Consider the following 22139-nt stretch of genomic DNA (forward strand, 5'->3'; position numbering starts at 1 on the left):
TTAACTAGGGACGGGAGGTGGTACGATGCATGTTTAACGACCGGGAGATCGATTAACCCTTCAGCAAGGCTAAACGTTCCTCCTCTAGGTCAAGGTAATAGAGATGTTTCCGCACAATCTCCTCGTCAAGATTTTGTTCTTTATTACTATGTATTAGCAGCCAGGTCCGTTGTTCTTGTATAATCGCTAAATAAATCTCTTTATGTCGGCCGCTTATATTTTCTTCCGGAGCATCTGTACGGGTCTTATGTTCCCATTTGTAAACGAGTTGCTTTAACATTCCATCACTTTCCAAATGATCTTTATAGGAGGTTTGTAGATGTCGCAGAGCCTGCGTTGCCAATTGCCGTTTAATCCATTTGTCGGCTTCCTCCTCCGGTAAGGTGTCGCCGAAGTTAGGAAAGCCTATCTTCTTAATTAAATAGGGAAGGGTTAATCCTTGCACCAGCAAGGTTACGAGAATGACTACAAACGTAATAAATAAGATAAGATTGCGTTGCGGAAATATTGTTCCATTATCAAGCTGCACCGGAATCGATAAGGCAGCAGCAAGTGATACTACACCCCGCATACCCGACCAACCGAGTAAAAAAGGCGTTCTTGCTCCAGGATTTCTTTTGTCGGCTACGGTGATAAAGTTTCGGGCGATTAACGTAACGAGCACGGCTCCATAGGCTGCAAGTATCCGGCCGATAATAAGCACTGCACTTATTAGTAAGCCATAGCCTATAGCGGATGATAAGCTCATACCACCTAGCTCGGCAGTGATTTCGGGCAATTCCAAACCAATTAGCATAAATACCAGGCCATTTAGCACAAACACCAAGCTTTGCCATACGTTGAAACCTCTTAGTCGCGACTGGCTACTTAAAAAATTATGGCGCTTATTGGCTAATAACAGACCACCGCAAACTACCGCCAACACGCCTGAACAATGGGCTTCCTCTGCTGCAATATACATCACGTAGGGTGTTACAATGGTCAGTACAATATCGATCTGTGGATCGGTGGGTAGTAACTTATGAGCCTTCATAAAAATCCACCCAATGGCCAGGCCTATTCCTACACCGCCAGTAACCATCCATCCAAAACTGAGCGCCGCTTCATGCCACACAAATTGCCCGGTAGCAACCGCAACGAGAGCAAATCGGAAGATGATCAACGAAGAGGCGTCGTTCATTAAACTTTCGCCCTCCAGAATGGAAACCATTCTACGTGGTACTTTTACAAATTTTAGGATTGCAGTGGCGCTAACCGCATCCGGTGGCGAAACAATACCACCGAGGACAAAACCTAGCGCCAGCGAGAATCCGGGTATAAAATGATTGGCTACCAAGGCTACCGAGAGGGCTGTTAGAAAAACTACGACAAAAGCAAAGCTTACGATAATGCGCCGCCACCGCCAAAGTTCTTTCCAGGAAGTTGCCCATGCGGCTTCGTACAACAAAGGGGGAAGGAAAATCACAAAGATAAGTTCGGGCTCTATATGGACACGAGGTAGACCCGGAATAAAACTGATAAGCAGGCCGGCAATAACTAGTACAATTGGATAAGCAATACGCAATTTTTTTGCAAGCATGATCAGAAGCAAGATCACAATCAGTAAGCCTATGTAGAAAGGAAAGTGGTCGAACATCTTAAGGTTTTTTGGAGTACAAATATAGGATCAAATTTAATGCTAAATTAGCCGTACGGAGCATGCTCACCTGCTATTTATTTGGATACCGGATGGACGTGATCGTTATCTTTTTGTAAAGGCCATTTTAATGCCCATTAAAAGATACACACAGCCCGTTATTTCGTTGAGCCAGCTATTCAGTTTCAAATTTTTCTTTAATTTGGCAGAGAACAGTGAAGAACAATAAGCAATAAGTGAAAGCCAAATACTACCCAATAGCGCGAAACTTGCGCCAAGGGCTATAAAAGGACTAGGATCATCCATATACGCTTTGTTAATAAATTGGGGAAAAAAGGAAAGGAAGAACAATGCTACTTTTGGATTGAGAATATTGGTAATAAAACCGGCATAAAAGTTCTGAAAGCCACTTTTACCTTTGGTTATCTCTATATCAAATTGCAATTCCTTTTTTGAGCGAAGTGAGGAAAGCCCAAGAAAGATTAAATACAGTGCACCTACGTATTTAACAACAGAGAACGCCATGGCCGACTGTGCAATAATCATGGAAAGGCCAAGCGAGGCAAACAAGGTGTGTGCTAATATTCCACAAGTAATACCTAACATCGAATGCACACCCGCCGCTCTTCCCTCCGCAATGGATTTGTTTAACACAAACACAGTGTCAATCCCAGGTGTCATAACAAAGATTATTGTGGTTGCTAAAAACAGGATATAATTTTCAATTCCAGCCATAAAAAGAATAATGATTACGAATATAACATTCATTTTTTAAACGTACGCAATAAGTATTCTGTCGCTGATACTCGGTAGATTTCTTCTTGTAAACAAAAAAATAAAGCTAGCAAAACAAAAAAGCAAAATATGCGTTTATGTAGTAAGGTTTAGGTTGATTATAACATACAGAAGCCCATGCTACCCAAAGCAGGGCTTTTGTTGTTTTTGGCTATTTAAAAGAAAACCTATATTTTTAAGTAGATGGTTAAAAAATTAAGATGCCAAGCTGGAAAAGACGATGCATAAATTTGTTGCTGAAATAAATATCATTGGTATTAATCCTTTTGTATTTGTGCCTGAAAAAATCTTACAAGATATTTTTAAAGAAGCAGGAAAGGAAAAGGGAAAAATTCCGATTCGAGGATCGATAAATGGGAATCCTTATAAACAAACATTAGTGAAGTATCAGGGGGACTGGCGTCTGTACGTTAACACATTGATGCTTAAAAACTCTCCGAAAAGAATAGGAGAGGTCGTTGAATTGACGCTTGAATTCGACCCCGGTGATCGAACGATTAAACCCCACCAAAAGTTAGTGGCCGCACTTGGCGAAAACCAAGATGCCAAAGATGTCTTTGATAAACTAAGTCCGTCGCTACAGAATGAAATTATTCGATACATTGCCAATTTAAAAACGGAAACAAGCATCGATAAAAATGTAATAAGAGCGATCGACTTTTTGCTGGGAAAAAGTCGGTTTATCGGACGAGATAAGCCCTGAATCAGGGTCCGTTATGAATAGGGTTAACTGCCATCGTCAGCTCAGTTGCATATATTACCGTCTGTTTAGCTGCTTAGTCAACAGCATTCGTTTTTTGCCATTCCTTAAACGATTGTTCCAAGGTCTGTAGAAATACATCTGATGGTTGAGCTCCGGAAACTCCATGCTTTTGATTAAATAAAAAAAAGGGCACCCCCCTAATACCTAAGTCTTTGGCCTCCCGTATGTCTTGGTGCACTCGATAAGCGTAGATGTCGTCAGTAAGTGCAATTTGTATTTCTGCTTCTGTCAGTCCGATAACCTTGCCAATTTCAATGAGTGTTTCTGAATCACTCAAATTACGCCCATCTCCGAAATACGCTTTAAAAAGCTGTTCTTCGGCTGCATCACCTAAACCTTTTGTTTTTGCAAATTGCATAATTCGATGAGCTTTGAATGAGTTGGATACAATTGCATCGTCAAGATTATATTCCAAGCCAGCTTCTTTCGCCATGTTAATAACATGGCTGTGCATTGCTTTTGATTCAGCATAACTAATTCCTTTACGCTCAGCCAAATATTGATATACGCTAGGATGGATATCCATTTGCTCCGGAATAGTGGGGTCTAATTGGAAACTCTTCCAGATTATTTCTAATTTATCCTGTTCCGCAAACTGTTTTACAGCAGCTTCATAATGTCTTTTACCGATATAACAAAATGGACACATCATATCACTCCATATTTCAATGCGCATTTTTGGGCCGATTTGACTTTGATTGGTGTTCATATCTCAATATCTATTGTTATTTGTTCGCGCCAAACAATTAAGACGAAGTGGTCATGTGTCAAAGGTACCTAATTCAATTAGAAGCAAGGCAAATTTGACACTTTCCTTGGGGATACCATCTAACATAAGAATGGAATAAACGATTACAAATCGTTCTGCGCCTTTTTTATGATTTTATTAAGTTCTATTCCCTTTCCAAGTACTCCTTTGAAGAGATCACCAGTCTCTTTCAACCGATCATAAGCATTGTGAATAGTAAAGTCGCTCATTTTTAAACCACGTTTCACTTCGTCCCAGGCAAGTGGCATCGAGACGGTTGCTCCCGGCTTTGGTCGTAGGGAGTAGGGGCCAGCTATAGTGGCTCCGGGCCGGTTTTGCAAGAAGTCTAGATACATCTTCCCTTTTCGATCACTTACTTTTCGTTTTAAGGATGTGAAATCGGGTAGTTGCTCGTGTACCAGACTGACGATGACCTTTGCAAAAAGCTGCGATTGCTCATAAGAGTATTTCGCTCCCAATGGGATGTAAATATGAATACCGGTGGACCCTGATGTTTTAGGATAGCTCGATACGCCTAAAGCGTCCAATACCTTCCTCACTTCCTGAGCGGCTTCGATGACCTGCTCGAAGGTGTTTTTATCAGGATCCAGATCGATCACGCAATAATCCGGATTATCGGGCGACTGCACTCTGCTAAACCAAGGATTCATCTCAATACAGCCTAATGACGCCATCCATAGCAAGGTTGCTTCATCGTCGCCAACCAGGTATTCTTTATGTTCACCCTCGCTGGTGGTGTATGGGTAAGTTTTGCTTACCCATTCCGGCACTTTTCCCTTCACATCTTTTTGATAAAAGCTTGGACCTTTAATGCCATTTGGGAAGCGGTTCAGAGACATCGGACGATCTTTCAAGTAGGGTAAGATAAATTCGGCTATTCTGTAATAATAGTTGAACATGTCTCGTTTGGTAATGCCGTCATCCGGCCAATAGACCTTGCTGAGATGCGTAAATTTCAATTCTTTACCATTAACTTTGCGTGTTTGCGTCTCTTCACGTGGGTTCAAGAGGGTACGCCTTTCGGTTTTAGCGGGCTTGATTGCATGTTTAGTCCCCTTGTCTTCTTCTTCCACCTCGGCCACGGTGGATTCTGTGTCAGCCGCTTTCTCCAATACGACATCATCGGCTTCTTTGTCCTCCCGCATACCTTTGAAAGATGCCTGCCGGAAAATTCCTTCGCTGGTAACTTCGGCGTAATTCACTTCGCATACCAGTTCCGGTTTCAGCCATGTAGGTTTTGCGCCGAGTCGTTGTGGACGAAAACGGGATGGCTTGTCCACGTCAGGTTCTACATCGAAGGGACTTCTGTCGGTAATCAGCGGTTTGAATAGCTTCATCATTTCCTTCTGCTTGCTGTCCGAAAAACCGGTGCCCACTTTACCCGCATATCGAAGTTTCTTTCCGTCATACACCCCCATGACGAGGGCACTGAACGCTTTGGACGTTCCCTCATTACGCGTAAATCCAGCGATCACTACTTCTTGTCGCCGTTGCACTTTGATCTTAAGCCACTCTTTCGATCGGAGGTCAGAAGTGTACTTACTATCAGCTTTTTTTGCTATAATACCTTCAAGCCCGACCTGCTCTGCCGCGTCAAAAAAGTCGATCCCCCTTGCGGCGAAAACCTTACTTTGGCGGATACGATCATCATCGGTAGGTAATATGTCCTGAAGGATTGCCTGTCGTTCTACCAATGGCAATCCCATCAGGTTTTTGCCCTCATACCATAAAATGTCAAAAACGTAATAAACCAAGTTGCCATCGGCTTCGCTTCGCCAATTCTGTAAGGCCCCAAAGTCGGACAGCCCTTTTTCATCTAGCACAACAATTTCCCCATCAATTATGGCATTGATACGCCATCCTTTCAAAAGGTCGACAAGCGGATAGTATTTATCGAAAGGAATATTATTCCGAGAAATTAGTTTAACATCTGTCTTACTGACCTTGGCAATGGCACGATAACCATCCCATTTTACTTCGTATAGCCAATCCGGATCATCAAAAGGTTCGTCAATAAGGGTAGCCTTCATCGGTTTGATTGATTTCGGAATAGTGGATTCCGGTGCTTTTTTTAGCAAGCTGGGTACATCCATCTTCTGCGGCTCTCCGGCTTCATTTACATCATCTGCCAAGTGTTCATCAGCATTTTTGCTTTTTTTTGCTTGTGTGGTCTTTCTAGACTTTTCAACGGTTTTCTCACGGCCGTTTTGCCATACCTTATTGCTGCTTTTTTCAATCTCTTCCAATGCTTTGTCAGAAAGCACCGACTTGTCTTTTTTAGTGATATCAGATTTACTGGCAAATTCGTCTTTGTGTTTGATAAGGAGCCAGCCGTTTTCACCCATCCCTTGTGTTTTTACCAGCGCATATTCGCCTTTTAGTTTATGTCCATGTAGCCGGATTTTGAGTGACCCTTTATGAAGCTGCTCCAATAAATGTTTTTCTTGTGCCTTCTTACTCTTCAGTCCTTCTATTGGTTCATAGGTGCCTTCGTCCCAAACAATTACCGTACCGCCGCCATATTGTCCTTTAGGGATAATCCCCTCAAACTGCCGATAGTCCATGGGATGATCTTCTACCATCATCGCCAAACGCTTGTTCTGCGGATCAGTGGATGGGCCTTTAGGCACAGCCCAGCTTTTCAGCACCCCATCCATTTCTAATCGAAAGTCGTAATGTAATCGCGAAGCTTTGTGTTTTTGCACCACAAAAGTGAGTTGTTTCCGGTTCGGACTCTTACCTGACTTCGGTTCACTGGTCTTTTTAAAATCTCGTTTGTTACGGTATTGATCAAGCGGCATAGCTAACCTAGCCCTAAAGGGCCCTCCATTTTTACTAAAAAATATTGATTCTTCGTCCTTTCAACATGTTTTTGATTCCTTCTATCACTCGTTCCATTGCTTGGCCAGCCTCTGTAGCGCCATCGCATCCCTTGCATGTTTTTTATTAACAAAAGAAACATCGATCAGTTTTATACCTGTATTTAATCCGCAAGAACACTGACATAACAACTAAGTTTACATTGACGAGGCTGGGTCGATTCGCTATTTTAGCGATGTACTGCGAATTTCGGTTTCCTAGTTGTTTATTGACCTCAATTTTATATTCCTGAACCATCCATCAGAAGAATTTCCGGTCCAAAAGCCCACCCATCCGGTATCAGTTTTACTAAGTCTATCCACAGATAGTGTTGGCACGTTACTGTCATTAATATAAACATCAACCGTTGATTCTTTAACGTGTATCCGAACATGGAACCAGTCATCTGGTTTGATATCCATATTCAACGCTGCTTCATATTTTCCGGGACTGTCACTGCGGAGCTTATTCCATGTATAGGTAGGATGAGCAATGTATTGGACACTGTGCGATTTCCGTTCCTGATTTTCGAAATTAAAAGGACGAAAATAGACTGCCTCAAAGGTTTGATCATTACTTCCATGGAAGGCGATACCTACAAAGCTTCGCTGCGGGGTATTACTTCCTTTTATGTCAGCTTCTATGACCCCTTGCCGAAAGTTTACACCATTTATCCGTAAATAACCATCACCCTCTTTTGCTGTCAGATAAATGTCGTTCCTTTCAAACTTAACCGTCCGATTTATCGCCACGGACCGGGTTTGTATTACTTTAGCATCCAGCGTGATCGAATCCTGTGCATAGGCTATGGATAAGCCGAAAATGCTCATAAATAGCGCGATAAGCTTGGTTACCTCCTTGTTGTTTTCTAAAATTGTTTTCATGCGATTTAAATGATTATAGACGTATAACTGGGTTGACTTATTGAACAAATGAAAAAGATTCAGTCGGATCTAACAAATTCAATGCAGTTCAAAATCGTTCAATTGCGTTCCAAGCCCAGCCAATTTTTCGGATTTTCTCTCGGGTTGTAAATCAACCTTCATCGTCTTTAATCAACTTTTAGGATGTTTTCTAGGAAATTTCATACATTGAATGTGCTTATTCGAATAGTTTAGTCATTCATTAGCAGGCACTTTGTAGAAATTTGGCGGAATCGTCTAAGCTATTAGTCGATTTCTGAAACCATTTGATGAAGCGAACTGTTCTATCAGCAGATATCATTTTATGAATAGAAACCCATGAAAAAAGGCCTTGTCAGGAAATTTCCAATAATCATCATCCCATTCATGGCAATGAACATCATCGCATTTTTGTCCTGTAGTAATCAGCAAAAACGAATGAATAGCGAAGACATGGTGAATGCCCATACCACAAATAGTGATGAGCTAGAAGTTCCTTATGTATTAGCTGAAAACTATTTTGTCCGAAACGATTTTGATGAAACCAGTTTATCAACACCTAAAATATCAAGTCGTGAAGAGTTTGATAAAATTTTTGGAATGGCCACAGTTATGGGGGATCAGGGGAAACCGACCCCGATTGATTTTACAAAGCAATTTGCTATTGCCGTTATTTCACCTGCAGATGAACTGGCCGTGAAGATGAAGGCGGTCTCCCTGCAAAAAAAGGAAGGTCATCTCCTCCTGCGTTATAAACAAGATATTGGTGCTAAACTAAGCATGAAGATACAGCCATTTTTATTATTGGTCGTTGATAAAAAGTTTGATGGGCAAGTCGCGGTAGAAGAGGAAAAGTGAACATTGCATTTTTATATATTCCCTAATCCCAAGAGCGTCCTCGGGACTAGGGAATACGTATTTTTAACACTTATTTATTGTAATCCGGATAGGGGGCACCCTTACCGGTTTCGCAAAGGCGCTTCAGACTTCTGAAGAAAAGCGCCCAATCATAACTGCAAGAGGCAAACTCGGGCGTGTAGTCTTTCCATCCATCGTGATGGAAGAACAGTATACATCCTTTTTTATGCGGTTCGAGCTCAAAAGTAAGCCTTGTGCCTATCCATTCTTCATAAGCGCTAACACAAAGCCATTTTATCTTACTGTAGGGTTTAAGCTGCTCTACTTTCATTTCTTTGAAATAGTCAGGGCCGAAAGAAAAGCGTAAGATACTTCCAATGGTTGGTTTTGCCAGGGTATCCGGCGTCCACCACCCCGCTAAACCTTCTTGGGTAGTTAGGGCCTCAAAAACTTTTTCAACAGGTGCTTCAATAAGCAATCGATGACGAATGCTTTTGTTTCTTGTCGTGTCGCTGTTTTCCGGCGACTCTTTCTCCAAATCTTCGGTTTCATCATCTTTGGGTGTCGCACTCCCATTTCCGGTTAAGATTAAATCCTTTAAGCTGTTCTGGATATAATGTGTCCATGCGTCGTGGCAAATTTGGAAGCACTCATAGGCCGGAACTAAGCCCTGATGTGTAAATCTCAAAGTTGTTTTTCCGTCTTTTTCGGTTAACTCAAAAATTACATAGGTATCTTTCCATTCCGTTTTTTCTTGCGCGAACTTGAAATAATTATCAAGCACATGCCAAACTACTTTTTCATTCGGCACCATTTCAGTGATTTTCATTTTGGCTCGGTGCACATCCTGATAATGGTAAGAAAATTCACTATGGAGCTTGTCTGTATCGCCGTCAATATTTTCTGACCACCAACCACGAACGTTGTTAACCGCCTTAAAAACTTCCTGTGGTTTTGCGTTGACCACCAGCGTGGTGCTAAAACTCTTATTTTCACTTTTCATTTTATTTTGATTTTATTCTTTTTCGTACTGTCTTAAGTCAAAGTTAGCGATCCAAGTACATCAACCGGGGGTGTCAAATAGACTTTATGGCGGGTTGATTTGGACATATGAATTGGTTAACTTTGCATATAACCGTCGTAAATCCGAAGCAGATGAAACACCTTACCATATTAGTACCCAATATACAAACGGCCAACAGTACCATCGCTTGCATTGTTGGCGCGTACCAAATTTTTACCGGTGCCAACAGCTATTGGGAGAAAAAAGGGAATAAACCATTATTTAAAATCGAGACGGCGGGCGTAGCAGAAGAATCTGCATTTATCAATGGACTGCTGACTATAAAGCCACAGATCAATATATCGGCGTTAAAGAAGACCGATCTTGTGTTAATTCCTTCTTTAAACCCTGAATTCAAACAAGCAATGGAGGATAATATGGTGTTGATAAACTGGTTTCGCGAGCAATATAAAAATGGCGCAGAAGTGGCTAGTATGTGCACGGGTGCGTTTATGTTAGCCTCCTCGGGATTACTGGATAAAAGGAGTTGTTCTATTCATTGGAATTCAGCAGACAATTTTAGGTCCTTATTTCCGGAAGTACAGTTAAAAACCGAAAAATTAATTACGGATGAAAACGGTATTTACACTAATGGGGGTGGTTACTCATTTCTGAATCTACTTTTGTATTTGGTTGAGAAGTATTATGATCGGGAAACGGCCATTTATTGTTCCAAAATCTTTCAAGTAGAGATTGACCGTCAAACGCAATCTGCTTTCACGATATTCACCGGACAAAAGTCGCATGGCGATGAAGTTATAATAAAAGCGCAGCAATATATAGAAGATAATTTCAATGAGAAAATTTCCGTAGAAGATCTTTCGAGAAAACTTGCTATAGGTAGGCGAAATTTTGACCGGCGATTTATAAAAGCGACCGGTAATACGCCTATTGAATATTTGCAGCGGGTAAAGATCGAATCGGCCAAAAAAGCGTTTGAAACAACGCGTAAGACCATCAATGAAGTGATGTACGAAGTAGGTTATTCAGATGTAAAAGCTTTCCGTGAAGTTTTTAGAAAGATAACGGGACTATCGCCTTTAGACTATAAAAATAAGTACAATAAAGATGCCGACAGCATGTTGTCGGATTAAATACTTGGTTCACGTCTTTAATAAAGATACGTTTATTGTGTATCTTGCGCATACAAAAAGACAGTATTACGATTTAGACGGTTCATGATGAATGGGGGCTAAAGCGCTTATTGCAGGTCCCTCAATCACCTCCCCATCTGTCGTAAAGCGACTGCCATGGCAGGGGCAATCCCAAGACTGTTCACCACTATTCCAATGGACAATACAGCCCATATGGGGGCAGGCCGCTGAGACAATGAATAGGTCTCCTGTTCGATTTCGGGATACGGCACATTTTTGCCCATTAATCTCCATAATCTTACCTTCCGTTGGCTTTATTTCGGAGAAGTGGTCCACATTTTCTTTGAATAAATAATCTTTAATTAACTCATAGGTAACAGAAGCGTTGGCTTTTATATAATTGGCGGCCGACGCAACGGGCGTAATGCGCGAAGCATCATACAGCTTATTCCATGGGTTAGGATTGCCGATGATTTCAGCACTGATAATGATAGCAGCGAGGGTCCCATAAACTAAGCCATCGGCCGAGAAGCCCGTAGCGATATAGGTTTTCTTACTACCGGAGCTCTTGCCAATGTACGGGATACCATCCGCCGGCTTATATTGTTGAGCGGCCCAACTGTAAACAACGGAATTAACATTAAAACGTTCGCGGAGGAAATTCTCTAGATTCCGGAAGCGCGACTCGTTGTGTTCCTCTGTACCAACCTTATGCTTCTCTCCCAATACCATCAGCACTTTGCCATGGGCCGTATCGTAGGTTCGTATAGAATAATGCTGTTTCGATATCATATCCCAATAAGTTCCATTAGGAGGGTAGTTGTCATTTAGTGTGGCTGCAACGGCATACTCCCTGTAAGGCTCCATAGAAGAATGGACGAAATAGAGGCCTTTGGGTGTGTGTGTTGCCATAATTACTTCTGTTGCCGTTATCTTACCTCGATCAGTTATGACGATACAGGGTTCACCTTCTTCATAACTCATCATTTTGGTGTGTTCAAAGATTAAACAAGAATCTGACTGAATATGTTGAGCTAGTGCAACCGTATATTGCAAAGGGTTAAATTGAGCTTGATTGGCGATGCTGAAACCGACACTTGGCTTTATATCAAATGGAATAAAATCCGATGTTGTTAGTCCAGCTCTTTCCACTGCTTCTCTTTCTTTTTGGATGTAAGAGGCACTTTCCCCTTGTTCGGAGAATAAACACCAAGGGACATGTACAAAGCCGCAATTGATATTGAACTCCTGTATACGCGCTTCGATAAAATCAATGGCGGCTGCCCGCGATTCAACTACTTGCCTCGCGTGCTCCTTACCCCACTTCTTTTCAATGGTATGCAGTCCTTCACTACCCGGTATGGCATAAAGATTCCCGGTAGAAAATCCTGTGGAGCCTTCGCCAATAGCACGGGCTTCTAGTACGGTTACTTTTTTTCCTTGCTTTGCCAATAAATAGGCAGCGGTAATACCCGTAATTCCGCCGCCAATGATTGCAACGTCTACGGTAAGGTCCTGATCGAGAATAGGAAAGGAGCCTTGCTTCGAGTTATCTTTCCATACAGAAGTTATGTTTACCATAATCAGCAGATTTATCTTTTAAAAGCAACACAAGGCCCCCTTCATTTGTTTCAAAAGAAAGTGGGAAGGATCATACACTTAAAAATGCTTTGTACCTCGTAAGGAAAAAACGGATAGAAAAAAATGAAGTAAGAAAAATGTTTTATTTTTAAAGAAATTAAAAGAATGAAGAATATTATTGCTAAAGAAATTCTCGACTACAACAGTTTTCTTAAAGGTGAAGACCAAGCTATCTGTGAATTACTTGCCAAAGAAATCAGTAGCAACTTACCTGAAGCGGAGAATAAGATATGGCACCGTCATCCCGTTTGGTTTTTGGAAGGCAATCCTATTGCCGGCTATAATAAACTCAAAGCCGGTGTGCGACTCATGTTTTGGAGCGGGGCCGACTTCGGAGAAGAGGGGTTAAACCAACGAGGAGGTAAATTCAGAGACGCCTCTATCTTCTATCATTCAGTTGATGAAATTGATACAGACGATTTGCAACGCTGGCTCGCAAAATCAAGAGCCATTCAATGGGATTATAAAAATATTGTAAAACGTAAAGGCAAACTGGAAAGGCTAAAATGAAACATACAATACTTCATAGCTTCTTGCCGTAGCCTGTCCTAGTGTAATTCTTTTGAACCCGGAGGTTAGAGAATGTAAAAAGATTCCGGATTCAGCGGCGCCGGTGTTTTACTTTCTTTCAGTAAATTACAGGTATTAATATGGATGGTTCGTGCAACGGCAGTAACCGGTGTATCCGTTGGACGATTATCAAAAGGATCCTGGAGATGAGTGGCTGTTCTTTCGAGCAGTAGAAAACATCCGGATATGACCACCAGTAGCGGTATTTCATATATACTATCAATTTCACCCAGCGAAATGGATAAAGTAACTACAAAAACGTAAATCATAAAATGCAGAAACAAGCGATAAGTAACCGGGAAGATCGTGTTTTTTATACGCTCTGCCATGCCCATCGCATCCGAGAACTTAACTAAAGTTGTGTTTAATTGAACATGATAGAATTCAGTTAAATGTCCATCTTTCTTTAAATTCGCAATTTGTAACGCATTCATTTGCAACAGCGCTAGCGGTTTGTTACTATGGTTATCCATTTCTCGCATATCCTCTGTATTGATTAGATCCTCTATGTTTTTTTTCGGATCCAAACCCCGTAAATTTTGCCCTAAACTATAGCACCATGCAACATGCCGAAGCGCTATCTGCCGGATAATGGCTTGCTTTTCTTCGCTTACGAAGGATTGTAATTGAAGAACCAAACTTCGACTGTCGTTAACAATCGCGCCCCAAATTTTCCGGGCTTCCCACCAGCGGTCGTACGATTGGTTTAGATTAAAAGATAGTAGAACCGAAATCGCGGTGCCTATAAAGGCCGGTATAGCTATCGGCATTTGAGGAATGAAATCAATGAAATAAATAGCAACAGATTTCACAATCAGGCCGATGATAATAACATATACTATTTGTACGCGAATTTTTCTAAATATATATGCAATTGGAATCTTGGTATTCGTCAGCATTTTTCCGTTCTTATTATTTTGCCATAATCTGTTGCATAATAGGTGTTTTTCATTAAAATGGCATTAGAAAGGGGCGGTTTCTGCAACACAATCTTCGGTTCAAAGGGCTGTATGTAGGGGCCTCCTTCGGGGTATATTCGCCACATATCCACGGTATATCCACGGTATATTCGCCTTTAGGGTAGCAAACGTGAGCTTTTAGCGGTAAAGTAGCGAGTAGGTAGCGGTTAAAGAGAGGGTGAAGCAAAGAGCGCCGAACCGTAGCCCGGCACTCAAACCAAACACCATATTATATCGATTGTGGAAATACGTCTTCCCATAATGTGTTTTGCCAATTTTGAGCTTCGGCATCTGTGAGCAGGCAACCTTCGATTTCTTTCAAACATTTTTCCTTATTAAGGTACTGGCCAATAAATACCAGCTCGTTCTGACGATCTCCCCACCTTATATTCCATCTCTTCTCAATTTCTCCTTTGTATTCATGATAGGCTGCGTATCGAATTCTTTCTTCATAGGGCATGCTGCACCACCAGTGGCCCGCACTTTCTATGCGAAGGCTGCCGCCGGCCTGACTGAAGTTAATCGCTTTGTCAGGTCTGGAAGCCAGCCAAAACAGTCCTTTAGCCCGGATGATCGAATTGGGGTAGTCTTGATTAAGATAGTTATACCATCTCATCGGATGAAAAGGCTTCGGCGATCTGAACACGAAGGAAGAAATGCCATATTCTTCCGTTTCCGGTATGTGTTCATCTTCCAGTTCTTTCTTCCAGCCAGCCGCATTTGAAGCTTCTTCAAAATTAAAGAGACCGGTATTTATAATAGTCGCCGGATCGACCCTGCCAAAAGCGGATCGAATGATGCGTGCATCGGGATTTAGTTGTTTGATTGCCGCTTCCAATGTACCTATTGTATTTTCTGAGACAAGATCCGTCTTGTTGAGGATGATGACGTTTGCGAATTCTAATTGATCTGTAAGTAGATTAACAATGGCACGGCTGTCATATACGTCGTCAGTGAGCGAGCGGTCAAGCAGTGTTTCCTGTGTGCTAAAATCCTGAAAGAAATTAAAACAGTCTACTACGGTTACCATGGTATCAATGTAACTGAACGAGCTGAGGTCGATACCTTGCTGTTGATCTACATAGCTCCAGGTTTGCGCTACGGGTATCGGCTCCGAAATACCTGTACTCTCGATAAGTAAATAATCGAATCGACTCTCTCTGGCAAGCTTTTCCACTTCGACAACCAAATCTTCTCGCAGTGTACAACAGATACAGCCATTGCTCATCTCCACGAGTTTTTCCTCCGTTCGTGATAGTACATTTTCGCGACTTACCATTTGAGCATCGATATTGACTTCGCTCATATCGTTCACAATCACAGCAACTTTTAGGTTCTCCTTGTTGTGCAATACATGATTTAACAGGGTCGTTTTTCCGGCACCTAGGAAGCCGCTTAATACCGTTACAGGAAGTTTTTTTATTGTCATATCTAATTGTTCTTTACGTGTCCCAATTTGGGGTATACGCTTTGTTTAAGGGGTTACCGTTGTTTTTCGACTATTTCGAGCCAGGATACAATTTTTCGATAATGATCAAGACCATATAACCGGATAAATTCAATGGTTTCGGGATGCTTGTCTTGTTTGTAAATAGCCAACCGTCTTTTGGCAAAATCGGCGCAAAGAGGTATGCCGCACATTTTAGTGATACAGTAATGCCAGGCTTCGAAATCTTGTGGTATCATTTTGATGCAATTAAGTTGCAAATGTAAATACTGTTTTGTTATTTTGCAACTTAATTGCATTTGTTAATTATTAGATAATGAAAGTCATGAAAGTAACGTTACTGGGAAAAATGGACAGGGTTGGTATGACGGCTTCCGCTTTATGTGCTATCCATTGTGCATTGATGCCATTTGTAATAACCTTGCTGCCTCTGGTTGGGCTCGAATTTCTGTCCAATCCCTGGGTAGAAGTTGCTGTAATTGCTTTATCGGTGCTTGTCGGTATGGCTTCGTTGATTCCTTCTTATCTGAAGTATCACCGTAAGATGTTACCGCTTTTGATGTTAACCATAGGCTTTATACTGATTTTTGGAGCCCACTTACTTGGCTTTCACGAATTGGAACCGGTCCTTGTGCCCTTAGGAGGGTTCACCATCGCGGGTGCCCATTTTTTAAATTGGAAATTCAACAAGCCTTATCATTGCGCTGCTTGTATCGACGAAAATAAAAATGAAGCTAAATGAGTGTGCTTATATCCTCTAGCGATATCGAGGTGCGGTATAAGAATGGCATTGGTTTATCATTTCCGGGATTTGAAGTCGACAAAGGGACGCATTGCTTGATTCTTGGAGATTCGGGCACTGGAAAAACCACTTTGCTTCATGTCTTATGTGGTCTTATGAAGCCGTCGTCGGGCATTGTAACCGTAGCAGGTGTCGATATTTATGGATTATCTCCGAAGCGAATGGACCAATTCCGCGGACAGCATGTTGGGCTGATTTTTCAACAGGCCCATCTTATCAAAAGCCTAACGGTCCTTGAAAATCTCAAAATGGCTCGTTGGTTGGCTGGGTTAGGGGAAAACACGAGTGAGTTATCTGTGATATTGGAGAGATTAAATATGGGCGACAAAATTAAAAGTTATCCCCATGAGCTAAGTCAGGGACAACTACAGCGTGCTGCTATTGCTAGGGCTCTCGTGAACCGACCGCGGCTGCTGATAGCCGACGAACCCACTTCTGCGCTGGACGACCGTAATGCGGAGGCCGTGATTGCACTTTTATTAGAGCAGGCACAAAGTTACGGTGCAACTTTGCTGATTGCCACGCATGATAAAAGACTAAAGGACAAATTTTCTAGCACCTATATATTGTAAAGAATGAAGCTATTCCGTATTGTCTGGAAGACTATTATTTATAATTTTTCCTCGTCGGCACTTTGCATACTTCTGTCTGCATTGGGAACGGCGATTTTGTGTCTGGTTTTGCTGCTGTCGTCGCAGATCAATCGGCAGATCAGCTTGAATGGCAGCCACGTTGATCTGGTAGTTGGTGCTAAGGGAAGTCCTTTGCAGTTGATTTTAAGCAGTATCTTTCACGTCGATTATCCTACGGGAAATATTCTGCTAGATGATGCGCGCAAAATAGCGGCTCATCCATTGGTTAAGTTGGCCGTGCCACTATCTATAGGAGATAATTACCAAGGATTCCGGATTGTCGGGACTGACAGCCGCTTTCTCGACCTGTATGGTCTTCATTTAGTTTCGGGTAAATGGGGAGCGAGTGACTTTGAGGCGGTGATAGGTCATGAAGTAGCCAAATCAGAAGGACTTAAATGTGGGGATAAAATTGTCGGAGCGCATGGTCTGGCCGATAGTGGAGATCTTCACGGTGATCATCCTTATACTATCGTAGGGATCTTGGAGGAGAGTCGTAGTATAGCGGATCGTTTGGTACTGACGAATTTGTCAAGCGTCTGGCATATGCATGAACATGAGCATCAGCATCAGGAACATCAGCGTCAACATCAAGAAAAGGAAGAGGTGCATGACTTGTTGAATATGAATGTACAAGGAAGAGAGATTACAAGTATGTTGATTCGTTATAAGAATCCTACGGCCGTCGCTATGTTTCCACGACTGGTTAATCAGACTACCAACATGCAGGCCGCTTCACCGGCAATAGAGAGTGCTCGCTTGTTTTCAATGATGGGAGTCGGTTTGGATGCGGCGAGCGTTTTAGCTGTGGTACTTATGCTAATGGCTGCTATAAGTGTCTTTGCCAGTCTTTATAACTCGTTTAAAAACAGGAAATATGAGCTGGCGATCATGCGGTCTATGGGTGCCGCTAAAAGCGTCTTATTTAAGCTGATGCTACTAGAGGGGATGCTGATTACAGCAATGGGCGCTATATCTGGTGTTCTATTGGCTCACATTGCCGCCCTTGCCATCGCTGTAGAGGAAGGTGGACATTTTGTCGATGCCTATGGTTTCGGGATTGAAGAAATTTCCGTTGTGCTGGCGGCTTTATTGCTGGGATTCGGCGCGGCGTTGATACCTGCAGCCAAGGCCTATTCTACTCCAATTTCGGAAACCTTAGCTAAATAATATATGTTATTTCGACGACTGTTTGCATCGATTCTTTTGTTCACCTTTACAGCACAGGCTCAAACGCCCGATCATCAGCCGATGATGAATAAGGTTTGGGAGGCCTTTGATCAGTTGATGTACAAAGTTACAACAGAAGATGACGGTACTACCGTTTATACGCCTCACTTTCCCAAGGTATTGAAAGATTTGGATCATACGACGGTAACATTACCCGGTTATATGGTGCCTTTTGAATTGGGACGAGATCATCATATGTTTATGCTATCGGTTCTTCCCGTGATGCAGTGCATGTTTTGCGGTCAGAATGGGATCCCGCCACTGGTGCAGGTGACCATGAAAAGTGGAAAGGCAAGGTTTTCCAACAATCCGTTCAAAATAAGGGGAAAGGTGTATTTAAATACCAACCTCGAGAAAGGTGCGGAAATACAGATTTTGGATGCCGAAGTTGTTGAACAGGACTAAGCTTGAGGAACAATAACCAATCATTCGGAAGCCATTCAGCCGCTACTATTGTCATCCAAATGTCGAATCGACTTAATAAGTTAAATTGTTGGCAAAAATATTTTGATGTGTGTACTTTTTACACTATCTTTGTGTCATCATAATTTAGGTTTATAATTGGTTAGTTAAAAGTCTTCAATCTCCCCGGTTGAAGACTTTTTTTATTTCATGTTTAGCAATATAGCGATACGTTAGCAAGTACAAAACAGGCTTCGATATTACCGACTATTCCATAAATACACTGGGTTCTTTTTTATTGTCTAAAAACTCTTCAGCCATAGGTATCCACCAGCTGGCCCTTGCCATCATACCGATATGTGTAGTACCTGGTAAGATAGCCATGCGAGAAGTAGACATTTCGCCGAAGTCGCCCATTTTAGCACCACCCTTCATGCGCATCAGCTCATTGGCATGTTCATAGCGAATACCGTCCGCGTCACCTAATAACATGAGGATAGGAATATCCATTTCACGAACGTCTTCTGTCCAATCGTAAGGTTTTAAATCAATGCTCATTGTCTTGGTGAAAAACTCATTAAATTTCTCTGGATGAGGAGAAAGGGCTTTATAAGCATCTTCTAATGGCGAGCCTTTAAACATATCTGCATTCATCGTTGCGAACGTTTTTTCCGTTTCGGGCCACCAACCATCGTGTTTATACGCACCAGACACAATCACTAGTTTTTTCACTTGTTCCGGATGGCGGATACCCATTTGGAAAGCAACTCCGCCACCCATGCTATAACCGAGTATGTCAGCGCTATCGATGTGAAGGTGTTTAAGTAACTCGCTAATATCATCCGCCATATTTTCGTAACTGAGCGCACGGGGAATGTCAGCTGTACGGCCGTGCCCCTGCATCTCTGCTACCACAATTTTTCTGTTTTTGAAAAGAGGAATAATTTGTTCCCAGTTCATCGGAATGGTCATAAACGAACCGTGAATCAGTACAAGCGGTGCTCCCTCGCCGTGCACTTCATAATACATCTTTAAACCATTTATTGGTGCATACCCCGTTTTGTTCTGAGATGGCTGGGCATAAAGTTTTACTTGGAATCCTTGTGAGACGACAATTAGTGCAAGGATGATACATGTTCTTAACGATTTCATATTCTTTGTTTTAGATAATAGTTGCAAATTGAAAAATAAACTTGTTGTGTTTTATATAGCGCTTTATAAAACAAAGGTACGGGCCATTGCCTTATGAGATGAGGGGTGAAATTGGCAATGTGAAGGGGGGATTACGACAATGTGATGGTTGGGTCAACGAGTCAATTCATCGGTAGTTAGGTTGCTAAGTTAAATGATACACGGTTGTTGTTCGTGAAGCTGCAAAACAAAGCGATGAAACATCCATCGCTTTGTTTAAACTATAGTTATTACTTGAGATCAAAGCGATCTGCATTCATCACTTTGGTCCAGGCGGCAACGAAATCTTTCACAAACTTGTCTTTCCCATCCGAACTTCCATAGACTTCGGCAATGGCTCTCAGTTCCGCGTTTGAACCGAATACCAGGTCGGCACGCGTGGCAGTCCATTTGGGCTGCCGCGTTGCGCGGTCGTAGCCTTCATACAGTTCCTGGTCTGGTGATGACGCTTTCCATGCTGTACGCATATCGAGCAAATTTATAAAGAAATCGTTCGTTAATACACCGGGTGTTCTTGTAAAAACGCCGTGTGCGGATCCGTCGAAGTTTGTGTTCAGTACACGCATACCGCCCATCAGTACCGTTAGCTCCGGAGCTGTAAGTCCTAACAATTGTGCTTTATCGATTAGCAGCGCTTCGGTAGGTATGGAGGATTTACTCTTGCGATAATTACGGAATCCATCAGCGGCAGGTTCTAAAAAGGCAATGGATTCGACATCAGTTTGCTCTTGCGAAGCATCCATTCGCCCCGGGTTAAATGGAACCGTGATGGCATGCCCCCCATCCTTCGCTGCCTTTTCGATGGAGGCGCATCCTGCCAACACAATCAGGTCAGCGAGTGATACTCTTCTTCCTCCCGGTTGCACGTTGTTGAATTCCCTTTGAATATTTTCCAAAGCGTGTAATACCTTTGTGAGCTGAGGGGGATTATTTACCGGCCAATCTTTTTGTGGTGCTAGGCGAATGCGAGCGCCGTTGGCACCCCCGCGTTTATCTGAATTGCGGAAAGTAGCGGCGGAAGCCCACGCGGTGGAAACTAATTCCGATACACTTAAGCCGGTAGCAAGAATTTTTGCTTTTAACATAACGATATCATTGGCGTCTACCAACGGATGGTCAACAGCGGGGATCGGATCCTGCCAGATTAATTCTTCTTTAGGTACATCCGGGCCAAGGTAACGACTACGGGGTCCCATATCACGATGAGTCAATTTAAACCAGGCACGAGCGAAGGCATCTGCAAAAGCATCCGGATTTTCCAGAAAACGTCTTGATATCTTTTCAAAACCAGGATCAAGCCGTAGCGCAAGATCTGTGGTAAGCATGGTGGGCTTCCGCTTTTTTGTTGGATCAAAGGGGTCAGGAATAATGTCGCCCGCATCTTTCGCTACCCATTGATGCGCACCGGCCGGGCTTTTCGTTAATTCCCATTCAAAGGCAAAAAGATTTTCGAAAAAATTATTGCTCCACTGCGTTGGTGTGGTTGTCCATATCACTTCCAATCCACTGGTAATGGTGTCTGGCCCTTTACCGCTACCATAGCTGTTATGCCAACCTAAACCTTGCGATTCCAATCCTGCAGCTTCGGGTTCTTTTCCTACATGGGTTGCAGGTGCTGCCCCATGCGTTTTTCCAAAGCTGTGGCCTCCGGCAATCAGCGCAACAGTTTCTTCGTCATCCATGGCCATACGGCTAAAAGTGTCTCGTATGTCTTTTGCGGCGGCAATAGGATCCGGATTGCCATCTGGACCTTCAGGATTTACATAGATCAGTCCCATCTGTACCGCTGCCAGCGGTTTTTCTAAGTCACGCGAGTGGATGTCACCATCCGCATCATCATCTGAAACCAGTACGCCATGACCTTCCACGACACCTTCTGACCCGTGTGTATAACGTACGTCACCACCCAGCCACGTCGTTTCCGCTCCCCAATATACATCTTCTTCGGCTTCCCACATATCTTCGCGCCCACCCGCAAATCCAAAAGTTTTAAAACCCATTGATTCCAAGGCAATATTTCCGGCAAGGATCAATAAATCGGCCCATGAAATGTTACGACCATATTTTTGTTTAATTGGCCAAAGCAATCGACGGGCTTTATCTAAGCTCACATTATCAGGCCAACTATTCAGTGGCGCGAAGCGCTGTTGTCCACCCCCCGCGCCACCGCGGCCATCACCTACACGGTAAGTGCCGGCGCTGTGCCAAGCCATGCGAATAAATAAGGGCCCATAGTGGCCAAAATCAGCTGGCCACCAGTCCTGTGAGTCGGTCATGAGAGCATGTAAATCCTGCTTTACCGCTTCGAGGTCCAGACTTTTAAATGCTTCGGCATAATTGAAATCGGGATCCATCGGATCGGATAGGGAAGAGTGTTGACGTAGAATGTTTAGTTTTAATTGATTAGGCCACCAATCTTGATTTCTGGTGCCACCGCCACCAACTGCTTGTTTTAATAATTTTTCGCCGTGAAATGGACATTTACTGATGTCTTTTGATTCCATGTTAGAGATTTTGCGTTGAGAA

At 42.7% G+C, this 22139-nt stretch carries 20 protein-coding genes; 8 read left to right on the forward strand and 12 right to left on the reverse strand.

Annotated features, from left to right (window positions below; all coding sequences use genetic code 11):
- Positions 1-52: 52 nt before the first annotated feature.
- Positions 53-1636, reverse strand: coding sequence for a Na+/H+ antiporter (locus tag FKG96_RS10245; protein WP_013665847.1), 1584 nt, complete (start codon positions 1634-1636; stop codon positions 53-55).
- 105 nt (positions 1637-1741) lie between these two features.
- Complete coding sequence (locus tag FKG96_RS10250; protein ID WP_246860267.1) at positions 1742-2404, reverse strand: LysE family translocator; 663 nt, start codon at positions 2402-2404, stop codon at positions 1742-1744.
- Between the two features lie 247 nt (positions 2405-2651).
- Here FKG96_RS10250 and FKG96_RS10255 point away from each other — a divergent pair, with 247 nt between their 5' ends.
- Complete coding sequence (locus FKG96_RS10255; RefSeq protein WP_013665849.1) at positions 2652-3134, forward strand: YdeI/OmpD-associated family protein; 483 nt, start codon at positions 2652-2654, stop codon at positions 3132-3134.
- A gap of 73 nt (positions 3135-3207) precedes the next feature.
- On the opposite strand, the gene FKG96_RS10260 is transcribed toward FKG96_RS10255, so the two are convergent.
- The 3 genes from FKG96_RS10260 to FKG96_RS10270 all read right to left on the reverse strand — a co-directional run bounded on the left by FKG96_RS10260 (position 3208) and on the right by FKG96_RS10270 (position 7706).
- The gene (locus FKG96_RS10260; protein ID WP_149105480.1) at positions 3208-3903 is read right to left on the reverse strand and encodes a DsbA family oxidoreductase; all 696 of its coding nucleotides are present in this window, start codon (positions 3901-3903) and stop codon (positions 3208-3210) included.
- Positions 3904-4046: 143 nt separating this feature from the next.
- Positions 4047-6764 (reverse strand): DNA ligase D, encoded by a 2718-nt coding sequence (gene ligD, locus FKG96_RS10265; protein ID WP_149105481.1) that lies wholly within the window; start codon positions 6762-6764, stop codon positions 4047-4049.
- A gap of 276 nt (positions 6765-7040) precedes the next feature.
- Positions 7041-7706, reverse strand: a complete 666-nt coding sequence (locus FKG96_RS10270; RefSeq protein ID WP_149105482.1) for a family 16 glycoside hydrolase — start codon at positions 7704-7706, stop codon at positions 7041-7043.
- Between the two features lie 357 nt (positions 7707-8063).
- On the opposite strand from FKG96_RS10270, the gene FKG96_RS10275 reads away from it, so the two are divergent.
- Positions 8064-8582: a hypothetical protein gene (locus FKG96_RS10275; protein WP_149105483.1), complete on the forward strand. Its 519-nt coding sequence runs from the start codon at positions 8064-8066 to the stop codon at positions 8580-8582.
- Between the two features lie 70 nt (positions 8583-8652).
- Here the strand turns inward: FKG96_RS10275 and FKG96_RS10280 are convergent, their stop codons facing one another.
- Positions 8653-9585, reverse strand: a complete 933-nt coding sequence (locus tag FKG96_RS10280; protein WP_149105484.1) for an SRPBCC domain-containing protein — start codon at positions 9583-9585, stop codon at positions 8653-8655.
- A 152-nt stretch (positions 9586-9737) separates the two neighbouring features.
- Here FKG96_RS10280 and FKG96_RS10285 point away from each other — a divergent pair, with 152 nt between their 5' ends.
- The gene (locus FKG96_RS10285; protein ID WP_013665855.1) at positions 9738-10739 is read left to right on the forward strand and encodes a GlxA family transcriptional regulator; all 1002 of its coding nucleotides are present in this window, start codon (positions 9738-9740) and stop codon (positions 10737-10739) included.
- Positions 10740-10805: 66 nt separating this feature from the next.
- Here FKG96_RS10285 and FKG96_RS10290 read toward each other — a convergent pair whose 3' ends face one another.
- Complete coding sequence (locus FKG96_RS10290; protein ID WP_149105485.1) at positions 10806-12320, reverse strand: FAD-dependent oxidoreductase; 1515 nt, start codon at positions 12318-12320, stop codon at positions 10806-10808.
- 165 nt (positions 12321-12485) lie between these two features.
- On the opposite strand from FKG96_RS10290, the gene FKG96_RS10295 reads away from it, so the two are divergent.
- Positions 12486-12890, forward strand: a complete 405-nt coding sequence (locus tag FKG96_RS10295; protein WP_013665857.1) for a DUF1801 domain-containing protein — start codon at positions 12486-12488, stop codon at positions 12888-12890.
- A 65-nt stretch (positions 12891-12955) separates the two neighbouring features.
- Here FKG96_RS10295 and FKG96_RS10300 read toward each other — a convergent pair whose 3' ends face one another.
- From FKG96_RS10300 to FKG96_RS10310, 3 genes are all read right to left on the reverse strand, one after another.
- A complete protein-coding gene (locus tag FKG96_RS10300) occupies positions 12956-13849 on the reverse strand; it encodes a bestrophin family protein (protein WP_149105486.1) in 894 nt (297 codons plus the stop codon).
- Positions 13850-14138: 289 nt separating this feature from the next.
- The gene (locus FKG96_RS10305; protein ID WP_149105487.1) at positions 14139-15338 is read right to left on the reverse strand and encodes a GTP-binding protein; all 1200 of its coding nucleotides are present in this window, start codon (positions 15336-15338) and stop codon (positions 14139-14141) included.
- A gap of 53 nt (positions 15339-15391) precedes the next feature.
- A complete protein-coding gene (locus tag FKG96_RS10310) occupies positions 15392-15595 on the reverse strand; it encodes a hypothetical protein (protein WP_041387347.1) in 204 nt (67 codons plus the stop codon).
- A gap of 86 nt (positions 15596-15681) precedes the next feature.
- On the opposite strand from FKG96_RS10310, the gene FKG96_RS10315 reads away from it, so the two are divergent.
- From FKG96_RS10315 to FKG96_RS10330, 4 genes are read left to right on the forward strand one after another with little or no spacing between them, the layout of a single operon-like run.
- Positions 15682-16098, forward strand: coding sequence for a MerC domain-containing protein (locus tag FKG96_RS10315; protein WP_149105488.1), 417 nt, complete (start codon positions 15682-15684; stop codon positions 16096-16098).
- Positions 16095-16730, forward strand: a complete 636-nt coding sequence (locus FKG96_RS10320) for an ABC transporter ATP-binding protein (protein ID WP_149105489.1) — start codon at positions 16095-16097, stop codon at positions 16728-16730. The genes FKG96_RS10315 and FKG96_RS10320 overlap by 4 nt, the downstream gene beginning before the upstream one ends.
- A gap of 3 nt (positions 16731-16733) precedes the next feature.
- Entirely contained in the window at positions 16734-17960 is a 1227-nt protein-coding gene (locus FKG96_RS10325) for an ABC transporter permease (protein WP_149105490.1), read from the forward strand.
- Between the two features lie 3 nt (positions 17961-17963).
- A complete protein-coding gene (locus FKG96_RS10330; protein WP_130857106.1) occupies positions 17964-18425 on the forward strand; it encodes a hypothetical protein in 462 nt (153 codons plus the stop codon).
- Positions 18426-18689: 264 nt separating this feature from the next.
- Here FKG96_RS10330 and FKG96_RS10335 read toward each other — a convergent pair whose 3' ends face one another.
- On the reverse strand, positions 18690-19574 hold the full coding sequence (locus FKG96_RS10335) for an alpha/beta fold hydrolase (protein WP_149105491.1): 885 nt from the start codon (positions 19572-19574) through the stop codon (positions 18690-18692).
- Positions 19575-19843: 269 nt separating this feature from the next.
- Positions 19844-22117 carry a catalase/peroxidase HPI gene (gene katG, locus FKG96_RS10340; protein ID WP_149105492.1) on the reverse strand — a complete coding sequence of 758 codons (2274 nt, stop codon included), beginning with the start codon at positions 22115-22117 and terminating at the stop codon, positions 19844-19846.
- Positions 22118-22139 lie beyond the last annotated feature (22 nt).

This window comes from Olivibacter sp. LS-1 (assembly GCF_008245145.1).
In the GTDB taxonomy this organism is placed as follows: domain Bacteria; phylum Bacteroidota; class Bacteroidia; order Sphingobacteriales; family Sphingobacteriaceae; genus Olivibacter; species Olivibacter oleidegradans.